General features: G+C 61.1%; 18 protein-coding genes. 11 read left to right on the forward strand and 7 right to left on the reverse strand.

Annotated features, from left to right (window positions below; genetic code table 11):
* Positions 1-20 precede the first annotated feature (20 nt).
* The gene (locus tag KUW18_RS00180; RefSeq protein ID WP_222560528.1) at positions 21-947 is read right to left on the reverse strand and encodes a LysR family transcriptional regulator; all 927 of its coding nucleotides are present in this window, start codon (positions 945-947) and stop codon (positions 21-23) included.
* A 120-nt stretch (positions 948-1,067) separates the two neighbouring features.
* Between KUW18_RS00180 and KUW18_RS00185 the strand changes: the two genes are divergently transcribed.
* Entirely contained in the window at positions 1,068-1,790 is a 723-nt protein-coding gene (locus KUW18_RS00185) for an SDR family oxidoreductase (protein WP_222560529.1), read from the forward strand.
* Positions 1,791-1,933: 143 nt separating this feature from the next.
* Here the strand turns inward: KUW18_RS00185 and KUW18_RS00190 are convergent, their stop codons facing one another.
* Positions 1,934-4,123: an OsmC domain/YcaO domain-containing protein gene (locus KUW18_RS00190; protein ID WP_222560747.1), complete on the reverse strand. Its 2,190-nt coding sequence runs from the start codon at positions 4,121-4,123 to the stop codon at positions 1,934-1,936.
* Positions 4,124-4,292: 169 nt separating this feature from the next.
* Here KUW18_RS00190 and KUW18_RS00195 point away from each other — a divergent pair, with 169 nt between their 5' ends.
* Complete coding sequence (locus KUW18_RS00195) at positions 4,293-5,462, forward strand: L-dopachrome tautomerase-related protein (protein WP_222560530.1); 1,170 nt, start codon at positions 4,293-4,295, stop codon at positions 5,460-5,462.
* A 199-nt stretch (positions 5,463-5,661) separates the two neighbouring features.
* Here the strand turns inward: KUW18_RS00195 and KUW18_RS00200 are convergent, their stop codons facing one another.
* Complete coding sequence (locus tag KUW18_RS00200) at positions 5,662-5,790, reverse strand: putative transporter small subunit (RefSeq protein ID WP_222162054.1); 129 nt, start codon at positions 5,788-5,790, stop codon at positions 5,662-5,664.
* 54 nt (positions 5,791-5,844) lie between these two features.
* Positions 5,845-7,545 (reverse strand): sodium:solute symporter family protein, encoded by a 1,701-nt coding sequence (locus KUW18_RS00205; protein WP_222560531.1) that lies wholly within the window; start codon positions 7,543-7,545, stop codon positions 5,845-5,847.
* 1,399 nt (positions 7,546-8,944) lie between these two features.
* On the opposite strand from KUW18_RS00205, the gene KUW18_RS00210 reads away from it, so the two are divergent.
* The 5 genes from KUW18_RS00210 (at position 8,945) to KUW18_RS00230 (ending at position 15,258) form a co-directional block, all read left to right on the forward strand.
* Positions 8,945-11,158, forward strand: coding sequence for a TonB-dependent siderophore receptor (locus tag KUW18_RS00210; protein WP_222560532.1), 2,214 nt, complete (start codon positions 8,945-8,947; stop codon positions 11,156-11,158).
* Positions 11,159-11,265: 107 nt separating this feature from the next.
* A complete protein-coding gene (locus tag KUW18_RS00215; protein WP_261396374.1) occupies positions 11,266-12,249 on the forward strand; it encodes an ABC transporter substrate-binding protein in 984 nt (327 codons plus the stop codon).
* Between the two features lie 10 nt (positions 12,250-12,259).
* Positions 12,260-13,264 carry a FecCD family ABC transporter permease gene (locus KUW18_RS00220; RefSeq protein WP_222560533.1) on the forward strand — a complete coding sequence of 335 codons (1,005 nt, stop codon included), beginning with the start codon at positions 12,260-12,262 and terminating at the stop codon, positions 13,262-13,264.
* Positions 13,261-14,271: a FecCD family ABC transporter permease gene (locus tag KUW18_RS00225; protein ID WP_315900615.1), complete on the forward strand. Its 1,011-nt coding sequence runs from the start codon at positions 13,261-13,263 to the stop codon at positions 14,269-14,271. Before KUW18_RS00220 ends, KUW18_RS00225 begins: the two co-directional genes overlap by 4 nt.
* 267 nt (positions 14,272-14,538) lie before the next feature.
* On the forward strand, positions 14,539-15,258 hold the full coding sequence (locus KUW18_RS00230; RefSeq protein WP_222560536.1) for a DsbA family oxidoreductase: 720 nt from the start codon (positions 14,539-14,541) through the stop codon (positions 15,256-15,258).
* A gap of 94 nt (positions 15,259-15,352) precedes the next feature.
* On the opposite strand, the gene KUW18_RS00235 is transcribed toward KUW18_RS00230, so the two are convergent.
* From KUW18_RS00235 to KUW18_RS00245, 3 genes are all read right to left on the reverse strand, one after another.
* Entirely contained in the window at positions 15,353-17,248 is a 1,896-nt protein-coding gene (locus KUW18_RS00235) for a calcium-binding protein (RefSeq protein ID WP_222560537.1), read from the reverse strand.
* A gap of 462 nt (positions 17,249-17,710) precedes the next feature.
* Positions 17,711-19,840, reverse strand: coding sequence for a TonB-dependent siderophore receptor (locus KUW18_RS00240; protein ID WP_222560538.1), 2,130 nt, complete (start codon positions 19,838-19,840; stop codon positions 17,711-17,713).
* A 343-nt stretch (positions 19,841-20,183) separates the two neighbouring features.
* Positions 20,184-21,083, reverse strand: a complete 900-nt coding sequence (locus tag KUW18_RS00245; RefSeq protein WP_206942683.1) for a LysR family transcriptional regulator — start codon at positions 21,081-21,083, stop codon at positions 20,184-20,186.
* Between the two features lie 223 nt (positions 21,084-21,306).
* Here KUW18_RS00245 and KUW18_RS00250 point away from each other — a divergent pair, with 223 nt between their 5' ends.
* The 4 genes from KUW18_RS00250 to KUW18_RS00265 all read left to right on the forward strand — a co-directional run bounded on the left by KUW18_RS00250 (position 21,307) and on the right by KUW18_RS00265 (position 25,055).
* Positions 21,307-21,519, forward strand: coding sequence for a DUF3311 domain-containing protein (locus tag KUW18_RS00250; RefSeq protein ID WP_206942685.1), 213 nt, complete (start codon positions 21,307-21,309; stop codon positions 21,517-21,519).
* Positions 21,512-22,963, forward strand: a complete 1,452-nt coding sequence (locus KUW18_RS00255; RefSeq protein WP_222560539.1) for a sodium:solute symporter — start codon at positions 21,512-21,514, stop codon at positions 22,961-22,963. Before KUW18_RS00250 ends, KUW18_RS00255 begins: the two co-directional genes overlap by 8 nt.
* Positions 22,964-22,989: 26 nt before the next feature.
* On the forward strand, positions 22,990-24,300 hold the full coding sequence (locus KUW18_RS00260; protein WP_222560540.1) for an amidohydrolase: 1,311 nt from the start codon (positions 22,990-22,992) through the stop codon (positions 24,298-24,300).
* 173 nt (positions 24,301-24,473) lie between these two features.
* Complete coding sequence (locus KUW18_RS00265; protein WP_224908288.1) at positions 24,474-25,055, forward strand: hypothetical protein; 582 nt, start codon at positions 24,474-24,476, stop codon at positions 25,053-25,055.
* Positions 25,056-25,156: the final 101 nt, after the last annotated feature.

Genomic DNA, 25,156 nt, shown 5'->3' on the forward strand with positions numbered 1-25,156 from the left:
GGCGCCCGCAATGCGGCCTCCTAACGCACGCGCTTTGCCGCTAGCCCCTCGCGCAGGGCCCGGGTGTACACGTCAGGAAACTCCTGGATCAACCAGCTCATCAGCGCGCGCACTCGCTCAAGCTGATAGCGATGGGGCGGGCAGACCAGCGACAAGGGAGTCGTATCAGACCAATCAGGTAATACCTCGACCAGGTCACCCCGGGCGATGTCCGCCTCGACGTAGACATCGACCAAGCGGGTGACACCAAGGCCAGACAACGCGGCTTGACGCATGGCATGGCCACTGACGATCTTGAAGCCTCCGCGGGCCTGTACTACCCGCTGCTGATTACCCCGCTTCAATAACCAGTGATCAACGCTCCCGTAGATCAACGGCAGCCCCTGCAAATCTTCGGGCCTGCGCACGGGAGCGTGTTGCTCAAGCAACTCCGGACTTGCCACATAGCGCGTGGAGACCTGGTGCAGCCGCCTGGCCACCAGCGTGGAGTCTTCCAGCTCGCCCATGCGCATCACCAGATCGTAGCGGCTCGTCAGCAGGTCCACCCGCAGGCTGGAGAAGTCCAACTCCACCTCGACCCCGGGATGCGCCTGCTGGAACCGAAACACCAGCGGTGCAATCAGTTCTTCGCCTACCAGACCACCCACCGCGTTCATTCGAATCACGCCCTTGAGTTCTCGCGTCGACTGCATGGCCCACTCGGTGGCCGCATCGAGCTGCTGAAACGCCAGAGTCGCGCGCTCGAAGTACCCCTCCCCCACGCTGGTGAGGCGCAAGCGGCGCGTGGTGCGGTGAAGCAACTGCACCTTGAGCGCGCGTTCCAGCTCGGTGATCTGCTGGCTGAGGTTCGCCTTGGACTGGCCAGAAGCATGGGCTGCCGCGGTAAAACTGCCGTGCTCAGCGACCAGCAGAAAGGCACGCGTCCAGCGCCAAGGGATATCGTTCATAAAATGTGAACAGTCATTTTGCAATGGATGGATTTTTCATCATAGCGGCAAGTCCCAGAATGCGCCCCTGTCGATTCACAAAGGTCGTCTCGCACGGCTTTTCACACGCAAAGGTGACCCATGACCAAGCCCCTCGTTGTCATTACCGGAGCCTCTTCTGGCATCGGTGCCGCAATCGCCCGCCATTTCTCCAGCGCCGGACACCCCTTGCTGTTGCTGGCGCGCCGACTCGAACCCATGCAAGCGATGAACCTTCCCGACAGCCTGTGCCGAGAGGTCGATGTGACCGACCCATCCGCCCTGGCCAACGCCATTGGCGAGGCCGAGAAGACATTCGGGCCCACGGACCTGTTGGTCAACAACGCGGGGGTCATGTTGCTGGGCCAGCTCGCGACTCAGGATGCAGCAGAGTGGAAGCGAATGCTCGACGTCAACGTGCTGGGCCTGTTGCATGGAACCCAAGCCGTGCTGGCCGCCATGTGTGAACGCGGTGCGGGTACCATTCTCAATATCAGTTCCATCGCCGGCAAGAAGAGCTTCCCCAACCACGCGGCTTACGTTGGCAGCAAGTTCGCGGCGAGTGCCATCAGCGAAAACCTGCGTGAAGAAGTGGCCGACAGTGGCGTCCGCGTCATGGCCATTCATCCAGGCGCGGTCGATACGGAGTTACTGGGACACACCACAGACCCCGACATCATAGAAGGCTACGAACAGTGGAAAGCCTCCATGGGAGGCGTACTGCATGCCGATGATATCGCCGCAGCCGCGCTCTACATGTATCAGCAGCCTCAGCATATCAACATCCGCGACGTGACCATCGCGGCAACGCGACAGCCCGCCTGATGGCCACGACGTTGCTCGTAGGTACGGCATAGGTCCGGCCTCAGAGTTCGATGTGCGCCGCTGACGTAAAAAAGCCCCTCTGCAGCTTAACGGCAGAGGGGCTTTGGTCATCTGGCCTCACTGAACTCGCAGTCGCCGCCGAGTCAGCCTTCAGCCGCCAGCCTAGCCCGGCGCGCGTGCAGCTTCTTGTAGCTCTCGATCAGACGCTGATGCTTCTCCAGGCCCTCCAGCTGGATACTGGTGGGCGTAAGCCCCGGGAAGCGCAGCTCACCGTCAACGGCACGCACCACCGTGTCCATGGTGTCCTCACCGAACATGCGGCGCAGGTTGTAGAGGAAGTCATCGCGCTCAAGCTCGTCATCGAGCTCGATCTCCAACACCGCCCGCACCGCCTGGTAGAACAGGCCACGCTCGACGGTGTTGTCGTTGTACTGCAGGAACATCTCGACCCGATCCAGGGCCTCTTCATGCTGGCCCAGCGCCAGATTCAGCATCAGCTTGAGCTCGAGAATGGTGAGCTGGCCCCACACGGTATTCTCGTCAAACTCGATGCCGATCAGGGTGATGATATCCATATGCTCATCGAGCTGGCTCTCGTCGAGACGTTCGAGCAGATCACTGAGCTGCTCTTCGTCGAGCCGGTGCAGATTGAGGATGTCCTCGCGGTACTCAAGCGCCACGTTGGTGTTGTCCCAGACCAGGTCCTCGACGGGGTAGACCTCGGAATAGCCTGGCACCAGGATGCGACAGACCGGCGCCCCGAGATCCTCGTGGACCATCATGTAGGCTTCCTTGCCAAGCTCCTCGAGAATGCCGAACAGGGTCGCCGCCTCTTCGTCATTGCTGCCGGAGAAGTCCCACTCGACAAACTCGACATCCGCCCTGGCACTGAAGAAGCGCCAGGACACCAGGCCCGAGGAGTCGATGAAATGCTCGACGAAGTTGTTCGGCTCGGTCACGGCAAGGGAGTTGAAGGTCGGTGGCATGAAGTCATTCAGGCCTTCAAAACTGCGACCCTGCATCAGCTCGGTCAGGCTGCGCTCTATGGCGACCTGGAAGCTCGGATGAGCGCCAAAAGAGGCGAACACGCCGCCCGTCTTGGGGTTCATCAGGGTCACACAGGCTACCGGAAACTGCCCGCCAAGCGAGGCATCCTTCACCAGTACCGGAAAGCCCTGATCCTCCAGCGCCTTGACGCCTTCAACGATATCCGGGTACTTGGCCAGCACCTCGTCGGGCACGTCTGGCAGCGCCAGCTCCTGCTCCAGGATCTGGCGTTTCACCGCCCGCTCGAAGATCTCCGACAGGCACTGCACCTGGGCTTCGGCCAGGGTGTTGCCGGCGCTCATGCCATTGGACAGATACAGGTTCTCGATCAGGTTCGACGGAAAGTAGACCACCTCGCCATCGGACTGACGCACAAACGGCAGCGAAACGATACCGCGCTCGACCTTGCCGGAGTTGGTATCGATCAGGTGCGAGCCCTGAAGCTCACCGTCCGGATCAAAGATCTCCAGGCAGTAGTCGTCGAGAATGCCCTTGGGCAGCTCGTCGTTGGGCCCTGGCTGAAACCACTTTTCGCAGGGATAGTGAACGAATTCGCTCGAGGCGATCTCTTCACCGAAGAACTGGTCGTTGTAGAAGAAGTTGCAGCTCAAGCGCTCGATGAACTCACCCAGCGCCGAGCACAGCGCGCTTTCCTTGGTCGCCCCCTTGCCGTTGGTGAAGCACATGGGGGACGCGGCGTCACGGATATGCAGCGACCAGACATGGGGCACAATATTGCGCCAGGAGGCGATCTCGACCTTCATGCCGAGCTCCGCCAGCATGCCGGTCATGTTGGCAATGGTCTGCTCCAGAGGGAGGTCCTTGCCCTCGATCCAGGTACGCTCTCCTTCCGGCGGCTCCGCCATCAGCAGCGCCTGGGCGTCTTCGTCGAGGTTCTCCACCGTCTCGATCTGGAACTCGGGACCGGTCTGCACCACCTTCTTGACGGTACAGCGTTCGATGGAGCGCAGGATGCCCTGGCGGTCCTTGTCAGACAGATCTTCCGGCAGCTCGACCTGGATCTTGAAAATCTGGTTGTAGCGATTTTCCGGGTCAACGATGTTGTTCTGCGAGAGGCGAATATTCTCGGTGGGAATATCCCGCGCGACGCAGTACACCTTGACGAAATAGGCGGCGCACAGAGCAGACGACGCCAGAAAGTAGTCAAAGGGACTCGGCGCCGAGCCGTCACCCTTGTAGCGAATCGGCTGGTCGGTGACGACGGTGAAGTCGTCGAACTTGGCCTCAAGCCGCAGGTTGTCGAGAAAATTGACCTTGATTTCCATGGAGTCAGCACCGGAGTAATGGGTGGGGGTGGTCAACCTTGGTCACGTGACCACGCCATTGAGGCGCATTATCCAGTTTTCACCCGGCGACGTCTTGGGGTGAGCACAAAACATGCTAGGGTTGGGCATTGAGCAGTCGCTCAAGTTATCGCTATTACGAGGTCGCCCCATGTCCACCGCCCGTCGCCGTGCCCAGCGCGAGCTTCCCCGTTCACTGCTGCTGTCCGCATTGATGGCCGCCACCCTGCCCGTCACCGCGGTCGCCCATGACCCCCTCCAGGGTCACTATCAGGCTGCCGCAGAGCCTCTGTATCGCGGCGAGATCAGAAGCGTTGCCGAACTTCCATTGCGCCCAGGCAACGTCACCGTTACTGCAGAAGGTCGCATCTTCTCCACCGTCCATCCCATGGACGGCGATCACGACGTCCAGTTGATCGAGATCACCGGTCCCCACAGCTACCGGGCCTGGCCATCGCCACAGGTGCAGACCCATGGTGGTGACTACACCGACGACACCATCGATTCACCGCTGGGCATTGCCCTGGATGGCCAAGGGGGCCTGTGGATCACGGATATGGGCAACCACCTGGGCAAGACGCGACTTTGGGGGTTTGATATTGCCTCCGGCGAGTTGATCGACAAGATTACCTTGCGCCAGGACATCGCCCCTGAGGGCAGCTTTGTCCAGGATCTGGAAGTCGACCGCGAACGTGGTGTTGCCTACCTGGCAGATATCGCCAAGCCGGGCATCATCACCCTCGACCTGGAGAGCGGCGAGGCTCACCGCTTTGATGATCATCCTTCGCTGCAGGCTGAGGCGTCCGCGACGCTCACCATCAACGGCGAGGACATCCAGTTTGGCGGCGAACCGGCCAGCGTCGGGGTCAACCCCATCACCCTGTCAGCTAACGGTGAAACGCTGTTCTACGGCGCCATGAATGGTCAAAGCTGGTACGCCATGCCTACGGACCTGCTGGTCGAGGACGCGGAGCGTGACGACCTGGCAAATGCCATCACCCGGGTCGGTGACAAGCCGGTATCTGACGGCGCCGACACCGTCGAGGATGGGCGCCACTTCTTCACCAACCTCAACGAGAATGGCGTTGACATCCTGACCATGGATGGACGCCTGGAGCCACTCGTGCGCGACGAACGCCTGGATTGGCCTGACAGTGTGCGTCTTGCTGACGATGGCTGGCTCTATATCGCGGTGAATCAGCTGCACAAGGCACCGCCGTTCACCGGTGGGGACGATGAGGGCAAGGCGCCTTACGCCATCCTCAAAGTCTGGGTCGGCGATGCCGAGACAGAAGAAGCAGACGAGACAGAGGAAGACTGAGTCCTGTGTCGGATCTGATCTGGCATGGCATGGCATGGCGCGGCGCTGAAGGGACCTCCCCTCCCTACCGCCAGCCATAAGGCCAGCCCCATAAGGCCAGCCTTAGCGAAAGAAGCCGCCCCGTGGGGCGGCTTCTTGCGTTGTGGCCTGTCCCTCGCATCGAGGTCAGGTAACGCAGCAGGTCAGTGCGCGTCACGTCTCACACCAGGGTGCGGTGGTCCTTTTTCGCCTCACGACGGTCGCGGGCAACGGCGCGGCAGATCAGCAGCAGCACGCCTAGGGTGAGGGCAGGCCAGATCAATACGTAAAGGCCAAAGAGCAGGGTCATGGGGAATCTCCATCGGTGGGCGCCGCCAGCCTGCGGCGCCCGTCAAACAAGGGTTCAGCGCTGGGTCGCAAGTCCTGCCGGGGCGGGCTTGCGCGGGTGCTCGTCGGCTACCGGCGCGGACTCGTCGGCGTCATAGTTGCCGACACGCTCTGCAATACAGTCGAAGTCAAAGCGTTCACGGCTGGCGAGACTCATCGCCACACAGACCAGCGTGCTGGTGCCATAGGCCGTCAATGACGCCAGCAGAACCGTGTACTCGCGCAGGAAGCCGGTAGCGAATATCAGCATGGCAACGAAGGCCACAAGTCCAGCCAGCGCGCCGGCCACACGACCCAGGAAGCCGAACACCATCAGCGCGATGATGATGCCGCCGCCGATGCTGGCCAGCAGCTCGAACCCAAGCCCGGTGATACCGGTCATCGGCAGCCATTCGAAGCGCGCCGCACAGAAGGCCACCATGGCCACCAGCACCGAGGTGGTGAAGGCAGCGTTGGTGACCCGGCTCCAGAAGCAGCTGGCAATGACCGGGAAGACGATGGCGCCCCATAGCGCGCCGACGAATACCAGCATCACCAGAATGTCCAGCGAGAAGCTCGCGAAGACGATGCCGATCATGGTGGCCACGATCATCGTGAGGCGGCCCACCAGCAGCATGCGGCGGGGGTCGGCCTTGCCACGGGCAATGTTCTTGCCGTAGACGTCGGCCATCATGATCGCAGACAGGGCCGACAGGTCGGAATCGGCGGTCGAGGACAATGAGCCGATCACCAGGATGAAGAAGGCCGCGATGAACACCGGCGGCAGGTAGCTCGACACCATCTGCGGGATCAGGTTGTTCATGTCTCCGTTAAGGGGCTCGATCCCCAGGGTCAACGCCATCAGGCCGATCATGCCAAGGCCGATGACGATGGCACCATACCCCACGGTAGCGGTGAGGAAGGTCGGCTTGATGTGATCTTCGTTCACCGCGAACAGGCGCTGGGAAATGGTCTGATTACCGATGGCATAGGCCAGTACCGCCACGAAGAAGGGCGCGCCCTGGTTGAGAATAGCGTCCATGGAGAAGAAGTCGGCCTGCTCAGGCGTCAGGTTATCGAGACCGGCCACCAGCTCGGTCGGCCCACCCATGGAAAAGAACACCGCCGGAATGATCACCACGGCGATCGCCATCAGCGCGACCAGTTGAGCAAAGTCCGTCAGCACCGAGGCGCGAAAGCCCGACCACAGCGTGTACAGCAACACCCCGACACCGGCGATGATCACGCCGGCCTGGAACGATAGCGGCGAGAGCACCGACACCAGCGCGCCGGCGGCAGTGAAGTTGACCATCAGGCTGATGATGCTGCCGAGCAGATTCGATAGCGCCAGGATCAGCTGGCTGGAGGAGCCGTGGCGCGCATGAATCAGCTCGCCCAGGGTGTGGGCGTTGGGGGCAAGCTTGCGGAAGCGGCGGCCGAAGGGATAGATGAACAGGATCATCAGCGCGCCCCACAGCCCGTAGTGAATCGGGCCGGACACACCATAGGTATAACCGGAGGTGGCAGCGGCGTAGAAGGAGGCGGCCCAGATCCAGGTGGCCGTCATGCTGGCGGCACCGATGCCGAAGCCGACCCGGTGGTTCGAGACCATGAAGGCGTCGGCGTCTTCTTTCTTCTTGCGGATGCCGAGGGTCAGCAGGTAGGTACCGCCATAAAAAGCGACCATCAACAGGATGACGGTCCAGGTCGAAAACTGGTAAAGCGAAGAACTGTTCAAGGGCAATCCTATTGTGAGTTGAACACAGGCATGCCGATTTGTGTCGCGTCAGGGAAACACCGCATAAACGACCGCAATCGAAACATTTACGCAGCGTTTCCCGTGGCATGCCGTCGAGTTCCGCTATGGGAGGCGCGCAGTCTCAACCGGCGAGCGCCAGATGCATGGCATGCTAGCCAGCACCCGCAAAGCAAGGGCTGCGACGTCAAACAGGGAACGGAAAAGTGGCCCACAACACCGCAGCACCGTGCGACGGCGCATAGCATAGCGTTGGGCAACATAGGGGCAGGGAGGGGAAGGTCGTTTCCGCCTGGAAACATGCCGACTGCCTGACTCGCACCATGGCGAGCTCAGAGCGACTTGGCCGCGGACTCACTCAGGACGACATCAAGCTCGCGACGACATCAAGGCCGGCTTAATTAGGCGATGCAATAAGGGCATCACCCGTCGCCAGCTGCCGGAAACCTGATCCCAAGGGCAGTTGCACAGCCATCATCGCTGAGCCACGTGCTCAGGTCAGCACGCAGGCACCACTCCCTAAGGGCAGGAGGGAGGAGGTCGACGGGGCATGCAACGACCCTGGTCGGAGTAATGAGGCGACATCTTCATCCTCTATATCGACAAGGAAGCGATACGAACCTTTCAATGGCAGGTTTCGTCAATAAATAGCGCGAAAACCCAACCTGAAATTTGTCGAGTTTTACACTTTTCTCATCATAAATCGCTAGTGGGACCTACGATGACACCAGCAACATTTTATACTTAGTACGGCGACAGAAAATCCATTTGGCGCGCTTTTCCGGCGAAAATGGCGGATCTCCTTGCGACGCAAGACCCATACCTTACTGAGCCAGAACTGAAATGTCCAACCTGCCTAACATGGAGCAAAGTTATCTTTCTATAAAGGTGCCGATACATCGGCAGGAGCGTCACCTGTCGTCACGCTATCAAAGCTTCACCTTGTGCAAGCCTTACCCTGTCCTAGCCTCTCCTATCCCCGCTGGCTGACTCTCACGCACCACCCTGCTACCGCTCACGCGAGCAAAGGAAGTCGCCCTTCCATCTCCGCGCGCCGATGTCCCCGCACGGCGACCGGCTCCAACGTCTCACCTCCCCCAAGGTGCATCGACGTCTGCGCGGTAAACACTGGGCCCATCATTTCCTTCAACGGATGGATTCAGCCCTGACCTAGGGGCCCTACACGATAAAGGCCTGATATCCGACGATCCCCTGCTTCTCCCCGTTCGTCGGCTCCCCCCATTCTCGATTTCCAGGAAACGTTCCCCGGCGACGCTCATTTATGGCACGCCGCATAGCAAGCGTGGCGTTGTGCATAAACGCGCAAAAACAAAAACAGTAATAATTCGCATTCACAAATAAATTCCAGGGAACTGACACAGTGGCACACCACGCTCGCTCCAACGCGGCCCTTCACCTCTCACGCCCTCGCCTGCACCCTCTGACGGTGGCTATCGGCCTTACCGCTGGCACCCTGCTGCCGATCTCCAGTGCGACGTTCGCTCAAGACACCGAGCAGCTAAGCAGTATCACCGTGGTGGGAGAGGACCTGCGCCCCACTACCGAGCTGAGCGACACCTACCGGGTCGAATCCAGCGCCAGTGCCAGCGGCCTGACGCTGACGCCTCGTCAAACGCCCCAGTCAATGAGCTTTCTGACTCGCCAACAGATGGATGACGAGGCGATCACCAGCACCACCGAAGCGGTCGAACGGCTCCCGGGGGTATCGGCCATTCGCCTGGATGGCACACGCACCAACTTCCAATCCCGCGGCTACTCCATCCGCAACTTCCAGTTCGATGGACTTCAGAGCAACACCAGTCCGTTCTGGCCCTTCGGCGATGCCGAGTGGGATGCCGCCATCTACGACCGAGTGGAAGTCGTACGCGGCGCCACCGGACTGATGACGGGCGTTGGCGATCCCTCTGCCACGGTCAATTTCGTGCGCAAGAAGCCGCTGGATGAGGCCGCCGGCAGCGTCAGTGCGGCGGTGGGTCGCTGGGACCGTGGCCGTGGCGTGGTCGACGTCAGCACGCCTCTGGACAGTGAAGGCCGGGTCGGCGTGCGCTTTGTCGCCGCCAAGGACCGCTCCGACAGTTTCATGGATGATGTCGAGCACGACCGGGAGACCCTCTATGGCGTTCTTACCGCTGAGCTGACCGACCGCACAGAACTCACCCTCGGGGTCGAGTATCAGCACTATGATCAGGATGGCGCCTACATCGGTGTGCCTCAGTACTACCTGGATGGCGGACGCACCGACTACGACCGCTCTACCGCCAACAACACCGAGTGGGCCAATTTCTTTACCGAGAACACGCGTGGTTTCGTCGACCTGACCCACCACTTCGACAACGGCTGGAAGGCCCGCGCCGCCTACAGTTACGGCGACGCCAACTACGGTCTTACCTATAACTACCGTGGCGGCTACCCGGACCGCGAGACCGGCGTGCTTTACTACACGCCCTCCTACGCCACTGAGTCCTACCTGCTCGACTATCGCGGAGACCGTACCCAGAAGAACCTGCACCTCAGCGCGGAAGGCCCGTTCGAACTGTTCGGTCGCGAGCACCAGCTGGGCTTCGGCTACATGGACCTCAACGAAGACTACGAAATTCGCAGCCGCGGCCCGGCCGGCGATGTGCCGGCACTGGGCAGCTTCAGCGACCGCAACGACCCGGCGCTGGCCGAGCCCGCCTGGGGTGAGTGGGGACTGACCGATGACACGGTGACCGAGCAGACCGGCTACTATGCGGTATCTCGCTTCTCGCTGGCGGACCCGGTGCACTTTATCGTCGGCGCGCGCATGACCGACTGGAAGATCGATCAGGACTATCGCGGCGAACGAGAGTACGAGTATGACAACGAGCTCACTCCCTATGCGGGTCTGATCGTTGATATCACCGATGATCTCAGCGCTTACGCCAGCTACACCGAGATCTTCAACACCCAGAGCGAGCGCTCCCCCAGCGGCGCGCTGCTGGATCCCTTGGAGGGCATCAACTACGAGCTGGGGCTTAAGGCCGAGCTGTTCGACGACCGCGCCGACCTGTCCTTCGCCGTGTTCCAGAGCCAGCAGGACAACCTGGCCGTGGAACTCCCCGGCGTCTTTGTCGCTGGCACCACCGATCAGGCCTATACCACCACCGATGGTGCTGAGGTCGAAGGCTTCGAGGTGGAAATTGCCGGTGAAGTTGCCGCAGGCGTCAACCTTTCCGCCAGCTATGCCTTGGTGGATGCCGAGGATGCCGACGGCAATCAGCTCAATACCAGCTATGCGCGCCAGCAGGCCAAGGTCTTTGCCAGCTGGCAACTGCCGGGACGCTGGTCGGACCTGACCGTAGGCGGCGGCGCCCGCTGGCAGGGCGATACCTATCGCGACAACGATACTCCGCTGGGAACTAGAAAGATTGGCCAGGGCGATGTCTTCGTTGCCGATGCCATGGCGCGCTATCGCATCAACGAGAATCTGAGCGCGCAGCTCAATGTGACCAACCTGTTTGATGAAGAGTATTATTCTCAATTGGGCTTCTACAGCCAGGGTATCTACGGCCAACCCCGCAGCGCACTGCTGAGCCTGAACTACGACTTCTAAGTCATATCAGGGTCGACGACGGGCGCCTCCTCCGGCGCCCGTCCCACGTTTCCCGATTGTCACGCTGGCGCATGCTCGCCGGCGACTACCGCCACAAGGAAGATGAGATGTTCATGCGACACGCGCCTTTGTCCCTTGGCCTGCTGATGGCCATCGCCCCGCCGGTGCTCGCCGACGACTACCCGATCGAAATCGAGCACGCACTCGGTGTCACCGTGATCGAGGAACAGCCCGAACGGATCGCCACGGTCTCCTGGGCCAACCACGAAGTGCCTCTGGCACTTGGCGTCGTGCCGGTGGGCTTTGCTGCCATGTCCTTTGGCGACGACGACGGCGATGGCATCCAGCCGTGGGTGGAAGAGCGCCTGGACGAGCTGAATGCAGGCCCCTACACGCTGTACGACGAAGGCGATGGGATCGACTTCGAGGCGGTGGCGGCGAGCCGTCCTGACGTCATCCTCGCGGCCTACTCGGGAATGAGTCAGGCCGACTATGACACCCTCAGCAAGATCGCCCCGGTGGTTGCCTATCCCGAGGCGCCCTGGTCATCGGGCTGGCGTGACATGATCCGCCTCAACAGTGCCGGCATGGGAATGGCGGAGGAAGGCGAGGCGCTGATCGAGCGCCTGGAGGCCCAGGTCAATGAACAGATCGCGTCACACCCGGAGCTGAGGGGCAAAAGCGCGATGTTGATCAGCCACATCAAACCCACCGACCTGAGCCAGATCAACTTCTACAACGACAACGACGCGCGGGTTCGCTTCTTTCACGAGCTCGGCCTGACATCACCTCAGTTCGTCACGGACAGTTCGGTAGACGGTCGCTTCGGCGGCTCCATCAGCGCAGAGCGTATCGATGACATTGCCGACGTGGATATCATTGTCACCTATGGCGGTCAGCCACTGGTGGACCGGCTCAACCAACACATGCTGACCTCGCGGCTGCCAGCGGTCGAGCAGGATGCGCTGGTGCTGCTGGGCAACGATCCGCAAGGCACTGCCGCCAACCCTACCCCGCTGTCCATACCCTGGGTGCTCGATACCTACGTCGACCAGCTGTCCCAGGCCGCCTTGAAACGTGAGCAGGAGTGAGCGTTCTGGCATGAGCCTCCATCGCGTGACGCCACCAGGTGCATTGACCTGGTGGCTCGCCGCCGCCCTCGTGGCGGCGGCCTTGTTATCCATCGGCATTGGCACCCGGGACACCGGCTGGACCACCCTGCTGGGCCTGACCGACGGTAGCGTCGACTCCATGGCAGAAGCCGCCGTGGCCAGTCGCCTGCCACGCACGCTACTGGCCATCCTGGCAGGTGCGTCACTGGCGGTGGCTGGAGCCGGCATGCAGGGCCTGACCCGCAACCCGTTGGCGGATCCAGGCCTTCTCGGGGTCAACGCCGGCGCCTCGCTGGCGGTAGTCATCGGCATTGCCTGGTTTGCCATGCAGCATGTTGCCGAGTATCTGTGGGTCGCCGTTCTCGGTGCCGCCATCAGCGCACTGGTCGTCTACCTGATTGCCAGCCTCAGCCGCGGCGGCCCCACGCCGCTGAGATTGGCCTTGAGTGGCGCCGTCATGTCCGCCGCCCTGGCATCGCTCACCTCGGCCATCATCCTGCCCCGCTCAGATATCGCCGGACTGCTGCACTCGTGGCTGATCGGCGGGGTTGGCGGTGCCTCCCTCGATCGCATCCTGCCGGTGCTGCCGTTGATGGTGCTTGGCATGATCCTGACGCTCAGCTCGGCGCGCCGACTCAACCTGATGGCCCTGGGCGATGATACCGCCACAGGATTGGGTGAACGGGTTGCCCAGGCGCGCTGGCTCGCGGCATCGGGCGCCATCCTGCTGTGCGGAGCCACCACGGCCGCCTGCGGGCCCATCGGCTTCGTCGGACTGGTGGTGCCACACGCCCTGCGCATGATGACGGGTAGCGACTACCGTAGGCTGCTTCCGCTCTCGGCCCTTGGCGGCGCCTTGCTGGTAACCCTGGCCGATACTTTAGGCCGCGTGCTGGTCAGCCCGGCGGAACTCGACGTGGGCATCGTCACCGCCCTGGTGGGCGGCCCTGTCTTCATTGCGATCGTTCGTCGCCATCAGCTGAGGTCACTGTGACAACCGCATCGCTATCCAGCGCCCCTTCCGACCAACGGCGGTCGCGCATTATCGTCGCCCTGGTGACCGCGGTGATGTCAGGCGTCGCCATCACCCTGATGCTCGGGCAGTCCTATCTGTCGCCCGCCACCATCCTGGCGGTGTTCTCTGGAGAGCACATCGCTGGCGCCTCCTTCACTCTATGGGAACTGCGTGCGCCACGAGCCCTGGTCGCCGTGCTGTCCGGTGCCTGCTTTGGGCTAGGTGGTGCGGCCTTTCAGACCATGCTGCGCAACCCCCTGGCCAGCCCGGACGTGATCGGCATCAGTACCGGCGCCAGTGCCTGTGCGGTGTTCGCGATCATCGGGCTGTCCCTCAGCGGGGCACTGGTATCGCTCATGGCCATCATCGGCGGGCTCGGTGTGGCGCTGTGTATCTACCTGCTGTCCTGGCGCAAGGGGATCGCCGACACTCGCCTGATTCTGGTGGGTATCGGCCTTTCCGCGATGCTGCAGAGTGCTATCGCCTATCTGCTCACCCAAGCACCGGCCTGGTCACTGCAGGAAGCGCTGCGCTGGATGGCAGGTAGCCTCAACAGCGTGCATTTGGCCCAAGGTCTCCCGCTATTGCTGGCACTGGCGCTACTTGGCATTCCCCTGCTGTGTCTGGCGCGCCATCTTGAGGTCATGCGCATGGGAGATGAAGTGGCGCGCGGCCTCGGTATTCGCCTATCGCTGCTGCGCCTGGTCGTCGTGGTGGCAGCTGTCGGCCTGGTCGCCTTTGCCACCGCGGTGACGGGACCGATTGCCTTCGTCGCCTTTCTCAGCGGTCCCATCGCTGCTCGCCTTATCCAGCACCAGGGCTCAGTATTGCTGCCGGCCATGCTGGTCGGCGCGCTGCTGGTACTGGCGGCCGACTTTATCGGCCAGCACCTGCTCCCAGCGCGCTACCCCGTGGGCATTGTCACCGGCGTACTAGGTGCGCCGTACTTGCTGACCTTTCTTGTGCGTGACAATAGGCACAAGTGACTTACTGCGAGGGTTGGACTGCTGGCCGATAGGCCTCGTCCGCTATCGGCTATCGCCTCCCGGCGCACCCGACCTATCAGGAATTTCCTCTGTCGGGCTTTACATTGAGGGGGCATCTCATCTATCGGGCGTCAGGCAGGCCAGCCGCCCGGAAAGTGACACTAAGGCCGCCTGCGTGTGGTGGTCCTCAAGGACCTGCGGGGTGTAAGGTAATTGCTCTGCTAACGACCAACGCCGTACTCGATCCTTTCAGGAGCACAGACTGATATGACTGCTCACCCCGACAGCCGTCGCGGCGACCGCACTACCGACACCACGATTACCGTCGACATCGTCTCCGACGTCGTCTGTCCCTGGTGCATCATCGGCTACCGCCAGCTCGCCGAAGCGTCGCGTCAGAGCGGCATAGATATCGAGGTGCACTGGCACCCCTTCGAGCTCAATCCGCAGATGGGCGAGGAAGGTGAAAACCTGCGCGAGCATATCGCCGCCAAGTACGGCACCAGCGAAGAGGACTCACGAGCGGCTCGGGAACGGCTCACCCAGATGGGCGCCGAGCTCGGCTTTGCCTTCCACTACACCGATGACATGCGCATGGTGAACACCTTCCGCGCCCACCAGTTGATCGACTGGGCGGAGCAGCGTTCGCCAGACGAAGGCCACCGCATGAAGCAGGCCCTGTTCAGCGCCTTCTTCAGCGAGCGCCGCGACCTTCACCAGATCGACGTGCTGGCCGATGTGGCGGCGGATCTTGGCCATGACCGCGACGAGGTCGTGGCAATACTCGAGTCGGGCGAGCGCGGTGAATCGGTACGCCAGCGCCAGGCCTTCTGGCAACAACAGGGCATCAGCGGGGTACCTGCCATGGTGTTCAACCGCCGCTACCTGGTCACCGGGGCCCAGGGCGTTGAGAACTATCAGGAAGTGTTGCGACAGGTCGCAAGCGAGATGGTGAACGAAGATCACCAGGCGGGCGTGGATAGCTAGGCCGCCTGGCTTGCGCTTAGGCATAGCCATCGCCATTGGCGTCGCCTCCATCCTGACGACCGCTCGGCGGATCCGAGCGGTCGCAGGCGTCCTATCAGACGACGGAGAGCGCGTCAGGTAAGTCCACTTGCCCCGTCAACACCGCGCCATGCATCAGCGACGCTGCATCGACGCCTTCCAGCCTGACCGTGCCCCCCGCAAAGTGCACGACACTGTCATCGCCAACCTGAACCAGTGAACGCTCGAAGGCAGCATCGTCCGACAACACATCACGCAGATCGAGAATATCCTTCTGCTCCCCTTCCAGCGCAAAGTCTTCGATCACCGCGTGCATGGTAGCACCGTCCTTCACCACGAAGAGGTCCTGCCCAGTCCCACCATTGGCACGATCGTTTCCGGCCGACAGCACAATCACGTCATTGCCTTCCCCGCCGTAAAGCAGGTCACTGCCGCCACCGCCATTGAGCCAGTCGCGACCTTCCTCGCCGACCAGGACGTCCTGACCCGAAGTTCCGCTCAGGTGATCGTTGCCGGCGCCAGCAAAAACGACCTTTCCTTTGATCACGTTATCCCCAGCATCACCCAGCGTGGCCTTGCTGTAGGCAATATCGCGGTCAAACCAGGAAAACTTGTATGCGTCTTCAAGGTGGGAGTCCTGCACGAGATAGTTGACCCCTGGACCAGAGTGGAACCAGCCACCACCGCGGGTGAACTCGATCGTCTCGATACCTTGGGCGATGGTCAGCCCCCCGTTACCCAATGCCGCCACCTTACCGTCATCCAGCTTGAAGACGTCGTAATCACTACCCCGTCCTTCGAGAATCAGAGCGTCGTCACCGCTTCCCCCTTCTACCTGGTTGTATCCGCTGGAGGCGCGTATCCGGTCGTCCCCAGCCAGGCCATCGATGTAATCGTTGGCAGCGCTGCCAGCCAGCAGGTCAGCAAAGTGACTCCCCACGATAAAGGCGGGATCACCATAGTGGTCAGACGTCGGCGACCAGATGTCGCCCACCCAATAGATGCCTCTGGCATCTTCACCCAGCGCGGCAACCACGACCACACTATCCTGGCTCATCCACTCGTAGAACGACGACGAAACGATTCGCGAAACCAGATCGGCAGTTCTTCCACTAAGATGGGCACTCCATGCAAAGGGATTTAGCACGGAGTGGTTTGATAGGGAAAGTGTCAGACCGGCATAGACGTCATCAAAGATAACGAGGTTATCTACGGAGCTTGAGTAGTTGCCATCATTGTTCTCCAAGGCGCCATCAAGATTGCCGATGGCCGTCTCCAGGTCCTCGTGATCCCCCACATAGCGATACACCGCGTCATTTTCAAACCCGACATTCAGGACATTATCAGCCTCAAAAATGAAGGGCGATGCATAGCCCATGTAATTGCTCTCTGCAAAGAAGCCATCTGCCAACTGACCAGAGAAGCGCGCTTGAATATTGGTCAGGGCTCCGCCCAGGCTGTAGCCGGTAATGATGGCATCGTCTCCACTCAAGCCATGTGCACTCATGTAACTGGCCACACTTGCCAACACCGGCTCCATGGTGTCGGCAATCTGATTGCCCTCATTCAAGTAAAAATAGTCGACAATATCTACCGGATTATTGGTGCCGGCATAGGAGACACAGACACGGCTGATATTACCTAGCGAGTCATGTTCCGCAAGAACTTTCAGCTGTGGCCCTCCCGAGACACCTCCCAGCAAAGGACTGCTCAGTGTGATGTAACCGTCTTTATCAACAATGGAAGCAGCAAGCCCTAGCTCAGCAGCGGACACTTCACGCCAGCCGGATGGTATTTTATGCTCGTTTTCCAGTGCCGGCCCTGATACATGGTTAATGGTTTCAAGCACATCAACCGCCGAGAAGCCAGCGTCATCATCAGCCGAATTAGAATATAGCGCGAGTTCGTATGCCGTGACGGTCAGTGCCTTTGCATCTTCAACATTCAACTTGGAAACGGAAAAAAGTGGCATCGCTTTTCCTCTAAATGGAAACTGCATTCACATTGCAGAGGAAGGCTAGAGCATCATAGCAACATCATGTCATACACTTTTTTTGTATGGCGCCGTCGGCAAAGATTCAAGAACATGGCTTACCAACAACGGCACAGTCGCGGAACATTGATGAACAGGACATTGACGGCGAGGGTGGGCTTTTCCACTCACCAAGGCTACTCATGAGGTTCGCCACAAGGACATGATGAAGAAAATCGTTCATAGGAGCTATTGAGACACTATCACAACGTCCCATCACTGACTGTTACGGCAATTGGCAAGCATCACCTTCTCGCACCATCCTCATTCTCTTTACTATCTCGCTGATTCCAACGTCTCGTGGCGCGCTGTCCCATCATGCATCATCAAAGAGAGGCGCCGTTAGACGGCGCCCCTTTTGCACGAGTACGGCATATCACACGACAACGTCGAGGTAAGTCTTTACCAGCGATAGCTGAGCTTGGCGGTCACCTCGCGTCCTGGGTTGTAGTAATCTGCCGTCCCGGAACCTACTACGTGCTTCTCGTCGAACAGGTTGCTGACATGCAGAGAGAGGTCAGTGTTCTGCACAAACTGGTAGCTGTACGATGCATCGAAGAGGGTCGCTGACTCGCTCTTGATGGTGTTGGCGGTATCGAAGTAGTACTCACCGGTATAGCGCGCCCCGAGCCCTACGCTCATGTTCAGGTCAGGCAGAGTGTAGTGAGTCCATAGGGAGGCCATATGCTCCGGCGTGGTGGTGAGTTCGTTGCCCTCGATGGAGCTGCCGTCGCGCAGCGTGCCACGCTCCACTTCAGAGTCCATGTAAGAGTAGCCGCCGATCACGCTGAGGTTGTCGGAAAGCTCTACCTTGGCCTCAAGCTCCAGTCCCCTTACCCGCGACTCCCCGATGGTTTCACGCTCGATGATCCCACTGTCCTGGACCACTGCGATGGTGATGTCGTCCTGGTTGAGGTCATACACCGATGCCGAGAACAGGGCGTTGGTACCGATCGGAGCGTACTTCAGCCCCACTTCATACTGCTCGCCACGCTCGGGCGTCACACCGATGGAAGGCGGTGCCACCGACTCGACGTAGCTGACATAGGAAGACAGTTCTTCATTGATGATATAGGTCAAGGCGCCACGGAAGGACGTCTCCGAGAAATCATCACTGTCGTCAAAGGCGGCGCCCCAGGACACCCCCTTGCTCGACAGGTCCATATCGTCATTGCGTACCCCTGCGGTGACGATGAAGCGATCGTCGAAGGACAGGTTCTGCTGCAGGAAGACCGAGCGGGTCTCATAGTCCTGGTCATTGGTGCTATACACGTTGAGGCTGGACGGCCCGCCGCTGAAGGTCGGGTTGGACAGGTCGATCGGCTGCGCATCGCCATAGATGGAGCTATCGTCGGTCGAGGCGTCTCGGTACTCGGTGCCCACCAGTGTACTGCTGTCGAAACCATCGAATCTGGCGTCGTACTGCACCATCAGGTTACCGATCACTTCGTGGGCATCGGTATCGGTGCCAAAGTAGTCGCGGTCCACGATGGAGCCCGTGCGAGCTGCGGAATCGGTCAGGTAGATGTAGCCGAAGTCATCGGACAGATCGCTATAGCGCAGGTTGCCCCGCAGTACGAGGCCATTGTCGAAATCGTGGGTAAACTGGCCCGTCGCGCTGGTACGCTCCACATCGTGGTAATTGAAGTCCGGCTCACCGAAGAACTCATCCCGCGAGTAGTCACGGTCCAGTGGATAACCGCCGCTATTGGGTGTGTCATCGCGATCCAGGTGATCGATGATCAGGCTGGCGGTGGTGAAGTCGGTGGGCTCCCAGGCAAGCCCTGCCATGACAAACTCGTTGTCGTCGCGGGAGTGGTCGTATTCGCGATCGCTGTCCTGCACCTTGCCAGTGATCCGATACGCCAGGGTGCCACTGTCATCCAGCACATCACCGAAATCGACGCCCGTTTCCAGGTGGTCGAAGGAACCGTAGCTTGCGTAGGCCTCGCCAAAACGCTCGAAGCGCGGACGCTTGGTGACAAAGTTGACCGATCCGCCCGGGTCGGCCGGCCCAAACAGCGTGGAGTTGGCCCCCCGCAGCACCTCGATACGCTCGTAGGCGAACGGCTCTTCTCTGACACCACGCATCGAGCCAAGCGTCATGCCATCCCGATACGTGGTGGCCTGGAAGCCGCGAATCTGGAAGTAGTCGTTGCGATCATCGGTGCCAAAGTAGTCGGTGATGACGCCAGGCGTGTACTGCAGCACCTCTTCGGTGGTGCTGGCATTACGCTGCTCGATCTCTTTCTGGGTGATCACCGAGACCGATGCGGGAGTATCCAGAATACTGGTGGCGACCTTGCCACCGACCCAGAGCTCCTGGGCAACAATGGCGTTGGCATCATCGTCAGCCACCGCCTTGGCATTGACGATGATGGGCGCCAGCCGATAGACCTCATCCTTGGCATCGCTGTCGGCTTCCTGTGCCAGTGTCGGAAACGACAACACCGGAGCCAGGCAACAGACGGCCGTCAGCGCACGCGGACAGGCCCCCGCCCGGCCCACGAAACGATAGAGCAACGTGTTCATGTGATACATCCCGAGAAATCGTTATGGAGTCTGGTTATTGTGATGGTTCGCAGAGCAACCAAATTCTCGGGATTAGGTCATACAAAGTCAAGAATGAGAAACAAAATCATTTGAATGAACATCAATAAACAGAGCCTACCTTGCCCATTGTGGGTGGCACCTCCTCATCTATGAAAACGGCTAGCCCCTCACCGTTAGCACCGAAGCCCCAGTAGACATACCGCAGGCCTGCACGTGCCTTGACTCGGCAGCTATTCGGACAGCCCCCACCGCGCTGGCGCCAGAACCAGGGCGCCAGAACCGGGGCGCCAGTACTGGGGCGCCAGAACAGGGGCGCGAACCATCAGGCCCCGGACGATAGCTCGGCTTGTACCTGCTGAATCAGGTTGCACAGGGTCGGTGAGTCATTACCATGGCGCCATGCCAGCCACAGCGGCATATCGCAGCGATCGAGCTCGGGCAACCTGACAAAGCGCACGCCGGGCAAGGGGTGATGCCGACTCGCTGAGGTGACGATGGCAAAGCCAAGACCTGCCGCCACCATGCTGAGAATGGTGATGTTGTCGGCGCCGTACTGGACGACTCGTGGCGCAAAGCCCAGGCGCTTGAAGTGCGACAGCATGCGGTCGTAGTACATCGGCGACGCGCTGCGAAAGCCCCACACAAAGTCCTCTTCCTGCAGGTCCGCCAGACACTGGGGCGGGCACTTGGCCCACGGAGAGGACTCCGGCAGCGCCAGCACCAGGCTGTCGTGTTTCAGCGGCAAGGTGTCGAGCCCGGGATAGTCCGGCCCATCCAGATACACCACGCCAGCGTCCAGCGTGCCTTCGCTCAACCGTTCTAGCTGCGGGCCAGAGAGCAAGGGAAAGACTTCAAAAGCCACGCCCGGATACTGCGCCCGATACTGCCCCATCATCCGCGCCACTTCGGGCACCCATAGGTGGGCCACCGTGATGCCCAGGCGCAATGTTCCCGTGCGACCGCTGCCCAGGGCCGTGAGACGGGCCTTGATCTGCGAACGTTGATCCAGCAACAGCAAGGCTTCCTCATATAGCGCACGCCCGGCCATGGTCAGGCGGACGCCCCTGGCGTGACGGTCCAGCAGGCGGGTGCCCAGGTCTTCCTCGAGTAAACGAATCTGGCGAGTCAGCGCCGGTTGCGCCACATGTACCCGGCGGCTGGCCTCGGTGATGGTCCCGGCCTCCACCACCGCCACGAAATAGCTCAGCTGTCGGAACTCCATGACGTGAATGCCTCCCTCGACGTTAGACGGCGCTGACGACGGCGACGGCAATCACCCCGTTCTCATGCCATATCGATATCGCTGCTATCAAAAAGCCATATTTTTGGTATCGAAAGAGCTATCCCATAGTAAAGGCACAATTTCAATAACCGCCCGCCGGCGGCACCGGGAAACGCTCGTCCGCAACAACCTCCCAGCGTCCCCCAAGGCCAAGGAACCTTCCATGACCAAGACCTTTCACCTGTTGACCGGGCTGCACTTCGCCGTATGTTCGCTCGCCATGATCTGGCCCGGCGCGCTGATCGCCAACCGCATTGAACCGATGGTACTGGGCCTGCCGTTCCTGTTCTTCTGGTACATCCTGTGGATGCTGATTCTGTTCGCCGGCATGTGGATCGCCTTTGTGGTGCGACACGGAGGGGATCGCCATGAATGATGCCTTCATCGTCGTCGGTATCACCCTCGCCTACCTGGGCGTAGTGCTGTGGGTGGGCATCCGCGCCCGTGGTCAGCACAGCTCCAGCCTCGAAGGCTACGTGGCCGGTGGTCGCCACGTCGGGGTGATCATTCTGTTCTTTATCCTTGGCGCCGAGATCTTCTCGGCGTTCGCCTTTCTTGGCACCCCCGGCTGGGCGTACGAGAGGGGCGCACCAGCCCTCTATATCCTGGCCTATCTGGCGCTGGTGCCGATCTCGATCTGGGTGCTTGGCCCAAGGGTCGCCAAACTGGGACGAGAGCGGGGCTACCTGACCCAGGGCGACATGATCGCCCATCACTACCGCAGCAAACCTCTCGGCATGATCGCCGGCATCATCGGCGTCGCCGCCATGGTGCCCTACCTGACCATCCAGATCGCCGGGGCTGGCATGCTGTTCCAGGCCGCCACCGATGGCCTGGTGCCGCTGTGGCTTGGCGCGCTGCTCGCCTTTATCGTGGTCGCGGCCTACGTCTTCACCAGCGGCCTTAAGGGCATCGGCTGGACCAACCTGCTGCAGGGCATCATGATGATCGTGATTGCCTGGTACCTGGGTATCAGCCTTTCCGAGCGCCTCTATGGCGGGGTCGGCGAGATGTTCAGCCAGATCCAGCAGAGCGCCCCCGAATACCTGACCCTGCCCGGCGCCACCAACATGGGCTGGGGCTACTTCAGCACCGCTATCCTCGTCAGTGCCTTCGGCGGCGCCATGTGGCCGCATCTGTTCATGAAGTTCTATTCCGCTGACAGCGGTCGCACGTTGCGCAAGGTCAGCGTCTTCTATCCCCTCTACGCCTACCTGCTGGTTCCTCTGCTATTCATCGGCTTTGCGGGCATTATCGTGTTTGCCGAGGAACCGCTGGCGCGCCCGGATACGGTGCTGCTGAAGCTCGTCCTTGACGTGGCCGACTACTCGCCCTGGGTCATCGGTGTGATGCTGTCTGGCGCCCTGGCCGCCGCCATGTCTACCGGGGCCAACCTGGCCCACACCGCGGGCATCGTACTGGTCAGAGACGTGCTGGGCCCGACGGTCATGCGCGGCGCCAGTGAAAAGACCGTGGTCAGCGCCACCCGCTGGAGTGTGGTGGGGCTGTCCCTGGTCGCCTACGCCTGTGCGCTGGCCAACCCGTCATCACTGGTCATGATGCTGCTTGTCGCCTATGGGCTGATCGTCCAGCTGCTGCCCATGGTCATGGGCGCGGTCTTCCTGCCGACACTACGACGCCTGAGCGTCCTGGCAGGCGCCATGGCGGGAAGCGTTGCCTACCTGTTGATGGAGTTCGTGTGGTCCTCGCCACTGGGCTGGCATTCCGGCCTGTGGGCCATGCTGCTCAACGTGCTGGTAGTCACCGCCTGTCAGCGCTTCATCCAGCCGGCCGCCGACACCACATCCCTCGCCAACTGATGTGACACACACAAGGAGACGTACCCATGACCACTCACATCAGCGCTGACCTCAGTCAGGCTATCCGCGCCCACGCAGAGCAGACGCTTGAGACTATCGGCTCGCTCTACCGTCAGCTGCATCAGCACCCGGAGCTGCCTTTTCAGGAACATCAGACCAGCGCTCATCTGGCCGACGCCCTGGAGGCAGTAGCGCGGGACACCCCAGGCATGGAGGTCACCCGTGGCGTCGGCGGCACGGGCGTCGTCGCCCTGATACGCAACGGGGAAGGCCCCACCGTGATGCTGCGCGGGGACATGGACGCACTGCCGATCCAGGAAGACACCGGTGTCGAGTTTGCCAGCACGGATACCGCCGACACTGACGGCGGCAGCGTGCCGCTGATGCACGCCTGCGGACATGACCTGCACAGCAGTTGCATCGTCGGCGCCGCCACGGTGATGGCCGCCATGCGCGACCAGTGGCAAGGGACCCTGATGCTGATCTGCCAGCCCGCCGAGGAAATCTTCGGTGGGGCCAAGGCGATGCTGGAGGATGGTCTCTATCGCCGATTCGCGCGCCCGGATATCGTGCTCGGCCAGCACAATATGCCAGCACTGGCCGGCAACGTCGGGCACATTGCCGGACGTGCCATGGCCGCCGCCTCGAATCTGGCCATCACTATTCGTGGCGCTGGCGGCCATGGCTCGATGCCAGCTCACACCATCGATCCGGTCGTCATCGCCGCCCACGTGGTGACCCGGCTGCAGACCATCGTGTCGCGAGAAGTCCCGCCGGAAGAGGCCGCCGTGGTCACGGTGGGCCGGCTGCACGCCGGCACCCAGTCCAATATCATTCCTCACCATGCCGAGCTGGACATCAATATCCGCAGCTTCGACAACAGCCTGCACCGCCAGTTGCTCGAAGCGATCGAGCGCATCGTGCGCGCGGAATGCGACGCTGGACGCTGTCCACGCCCGCCGGATATTCGCGTGATCAATGACACCATCGCACTATACAACGACACGGGCCTGGTCGAACGCCTTCGCCGCGCCCATGGCGAGCATTTCGGCCAGGATGCGCTCTACGACATGCACCGACTCAACGGCAGCGAGGACTTTCCGCTTTTCGGTGATGCCAAGGCGGGAGGCTTCGGCGGCGATGATATCCCTTGCGCCTACTGGTTCATCGGCGCCACCCCGGCAGAGCGCTGGGCAGCAACGCCGGGCAGCACGGTGGCAGACAAGATGCGGCACCTGGAGATGCCGCATTCTCCCCACTACTTTCCGGGCAACCCCGTGACCCTGCGCACCGGGATCGAAGCGTTGGTCAGCGGCGCCATCGCCTGCCTGGACTGACGCAGCACGACCGGGGAAGCAGAAGCGGTGAGCAGAAAAGGCCATCGCCAGGCTTCCCCGGCCTATCGCGCAGCCCCCGTCGATACACCCCAGCTTCAGCCCGGCCCTACTTACAGACACGCATACAGCCCTGCTCACAGCGTTTCTCCCCTCCTCTTGTCCGACCCAGCATTATGCTCGCCGACAAGGTCTGTAAGGATTTGCGACACCGGCCGACGCAAACCGGCGCGGCCTCGACTGTGCAGCTGCGCATTCGCGACAGGTTGCCAACGGGCTGCCAAGACCACCATCTCGTGACCGCCGCCGTGCGGAATGACCTCAGGAAAGGAGAGGAAACAGATATGTCAGGACTAAAAGGCGGGCTGCTGGCGATGCGTGTCGGCATCTTCCTGGTGCTACTGGTGTGGACGCTAAGCAAATTCATCAACCCAGCCCAGGGCAGCGGCATTATCGATAAATACTTCGGCGTCGCGGGCGTGGACACCGCTGTGGTGATGGTGCTCGGCGCCTTGGAGTTAGCCCTGATCCTGGCGTTCGTGGCGGGCCTTTACAAGCGCATGACATACGCAGGCGTGCTGGCCATTCACGGCATCTCGACGCTGGTGACGATTCCCGCCATGGTGACAGATCCCTTTGGCCATATGCTGTTCTTCGCCGCCCTGCCGATGCTGGCGGCCTGCTACACCCTGTACCGGCTGCGCGACGAGGACACCTTGCTGACGCTGCAACGCTCGGCGCCAGTGACCACCGCCTGAAACACCGTCGCCGGACCTACCAGCCCCTGGTAAGTAATTCTTCAACTACCGGGGGCTGGCTGTGTCAGACAGATCGATGCGGTCGGGCACGTACCCTAGCC

Source organism: Halomonas sp. DP5Y7-2 (genome assembly GCF_019802025.1).
In the GTDB taxonomy this organism is placed as follows: domain Bacteria; phylum Pseudomonadota; class Gammaproteobacteria; order Pseudomonadales; family Halomonadaceae; genus Halomonas; species Halomonas litopenaei_A.

Bases quoted from the DNA above. Each gene is read 5' to 3' on its own strand.
- KUW18_RS00180 (WP_222560528.1), bottom strand. From the start codon at position 947: ATGAACGATATCCCTTGGCGCTGGACGCGTGCCTTTCTGCTGGTCGCT.
- KUW18_RS00185 (WP_222560529.1), top strand. From the start codon at position 1,068: ATGACCAAGCCCCTCGTTGTCATTACCGGAGCCTCTTCTGGCATCGGT.
- KUW18_RS00190 (WP_222560747.1), bottom strand. From the start codon at position 4,123: ATGGAAATCAAGGTCAATTTTCTCGACAACCTGCGGCTTGAGGCCAAG.
- KUW18_RS00195 (WP_222560530.1), top strand. From the start codon at position 4,293: ATGTCCACCGCCCGTCGCCGTGCCCAGCGCGAGCTTCCCCGTTCACTG.
- KUW18_RS00200 (WP_222162054.1), bottom strand. From the start codon at position 5,790: ATGACCCTGCTCTTTGGCCTTTACGTATTGATCTGGCCTGCCCTCACC.
- KUW18_RS00215 (WP_261396374.1), top strand. From the start codon at position 11,266: ATGTTCATGCGACACGCGCCTTTGTCCCTTGGCCTGCTGATGGCCATC.
- KUW18_RS00220 (WP_222560533.1), top strand. From the start codon at position 12,260: ATGAGCCTCCATCGCGTGACGCCACCAGGTGCATTGACCTGGTGGCTC.
- KUW18_RS00230 (WP_222560536.1), top strand. From the start codon at position 14,539: ATGACTGCTCACCCCGACAGCCGTCGCGGCGACCGCACTACCGACACC.
- KUW18_RS00235 (WP_222560537.1), bottom strand. From the start codon at position 17,248: ATGCCACTTTTTTCCGTTTCCAAGTTGAATGTTGAAGATGCAAAGGCA.
- KUW18_RS00240 (WP_222560538.1), bottom strand. From the start codon at position 19,840: ATGAACACGTTGCTCTATCGTTTCGTGGGCCGGGCGGGGGCCTGTCCG.
- KUW18_RS00245 (WP_206942683.1), bottom strand. From the start codon at position 21,083: ATGGAGTTCCGACAGCTGAGCTATTTCGTGGCGGTGGTGGAGGCCGGG.
- KUW18_RS00250 (WP_206942685.1), top strand. From the start codon at position 21,307: ATGACCAAGACCTTTCACCTGTTGACCGGGCTGCACTTCGCCGTATGT.
- KUW18_RS00255 (WP_222560539.1), top strand. From the start codon at position 21,512: ATGAATGATGCCTTCATCGTCGTCGGTATCACCCTCGCCTACCTGGGC.
- KUW18_RS00260 (WP_222560540.1), top strand. From the start codon at position 22,990: ATGACCACTCACATCAGCGCTGACCTCAGTCAGGCTATCCGCGCCCAC.
- KUW18_RS00265 (WP_224908288.1), top strand. From the start codon at position 24,474: ATGCTCGCCGACAAGGTCTGTAAGGATTTGCGACACCGGCCGACGCAA.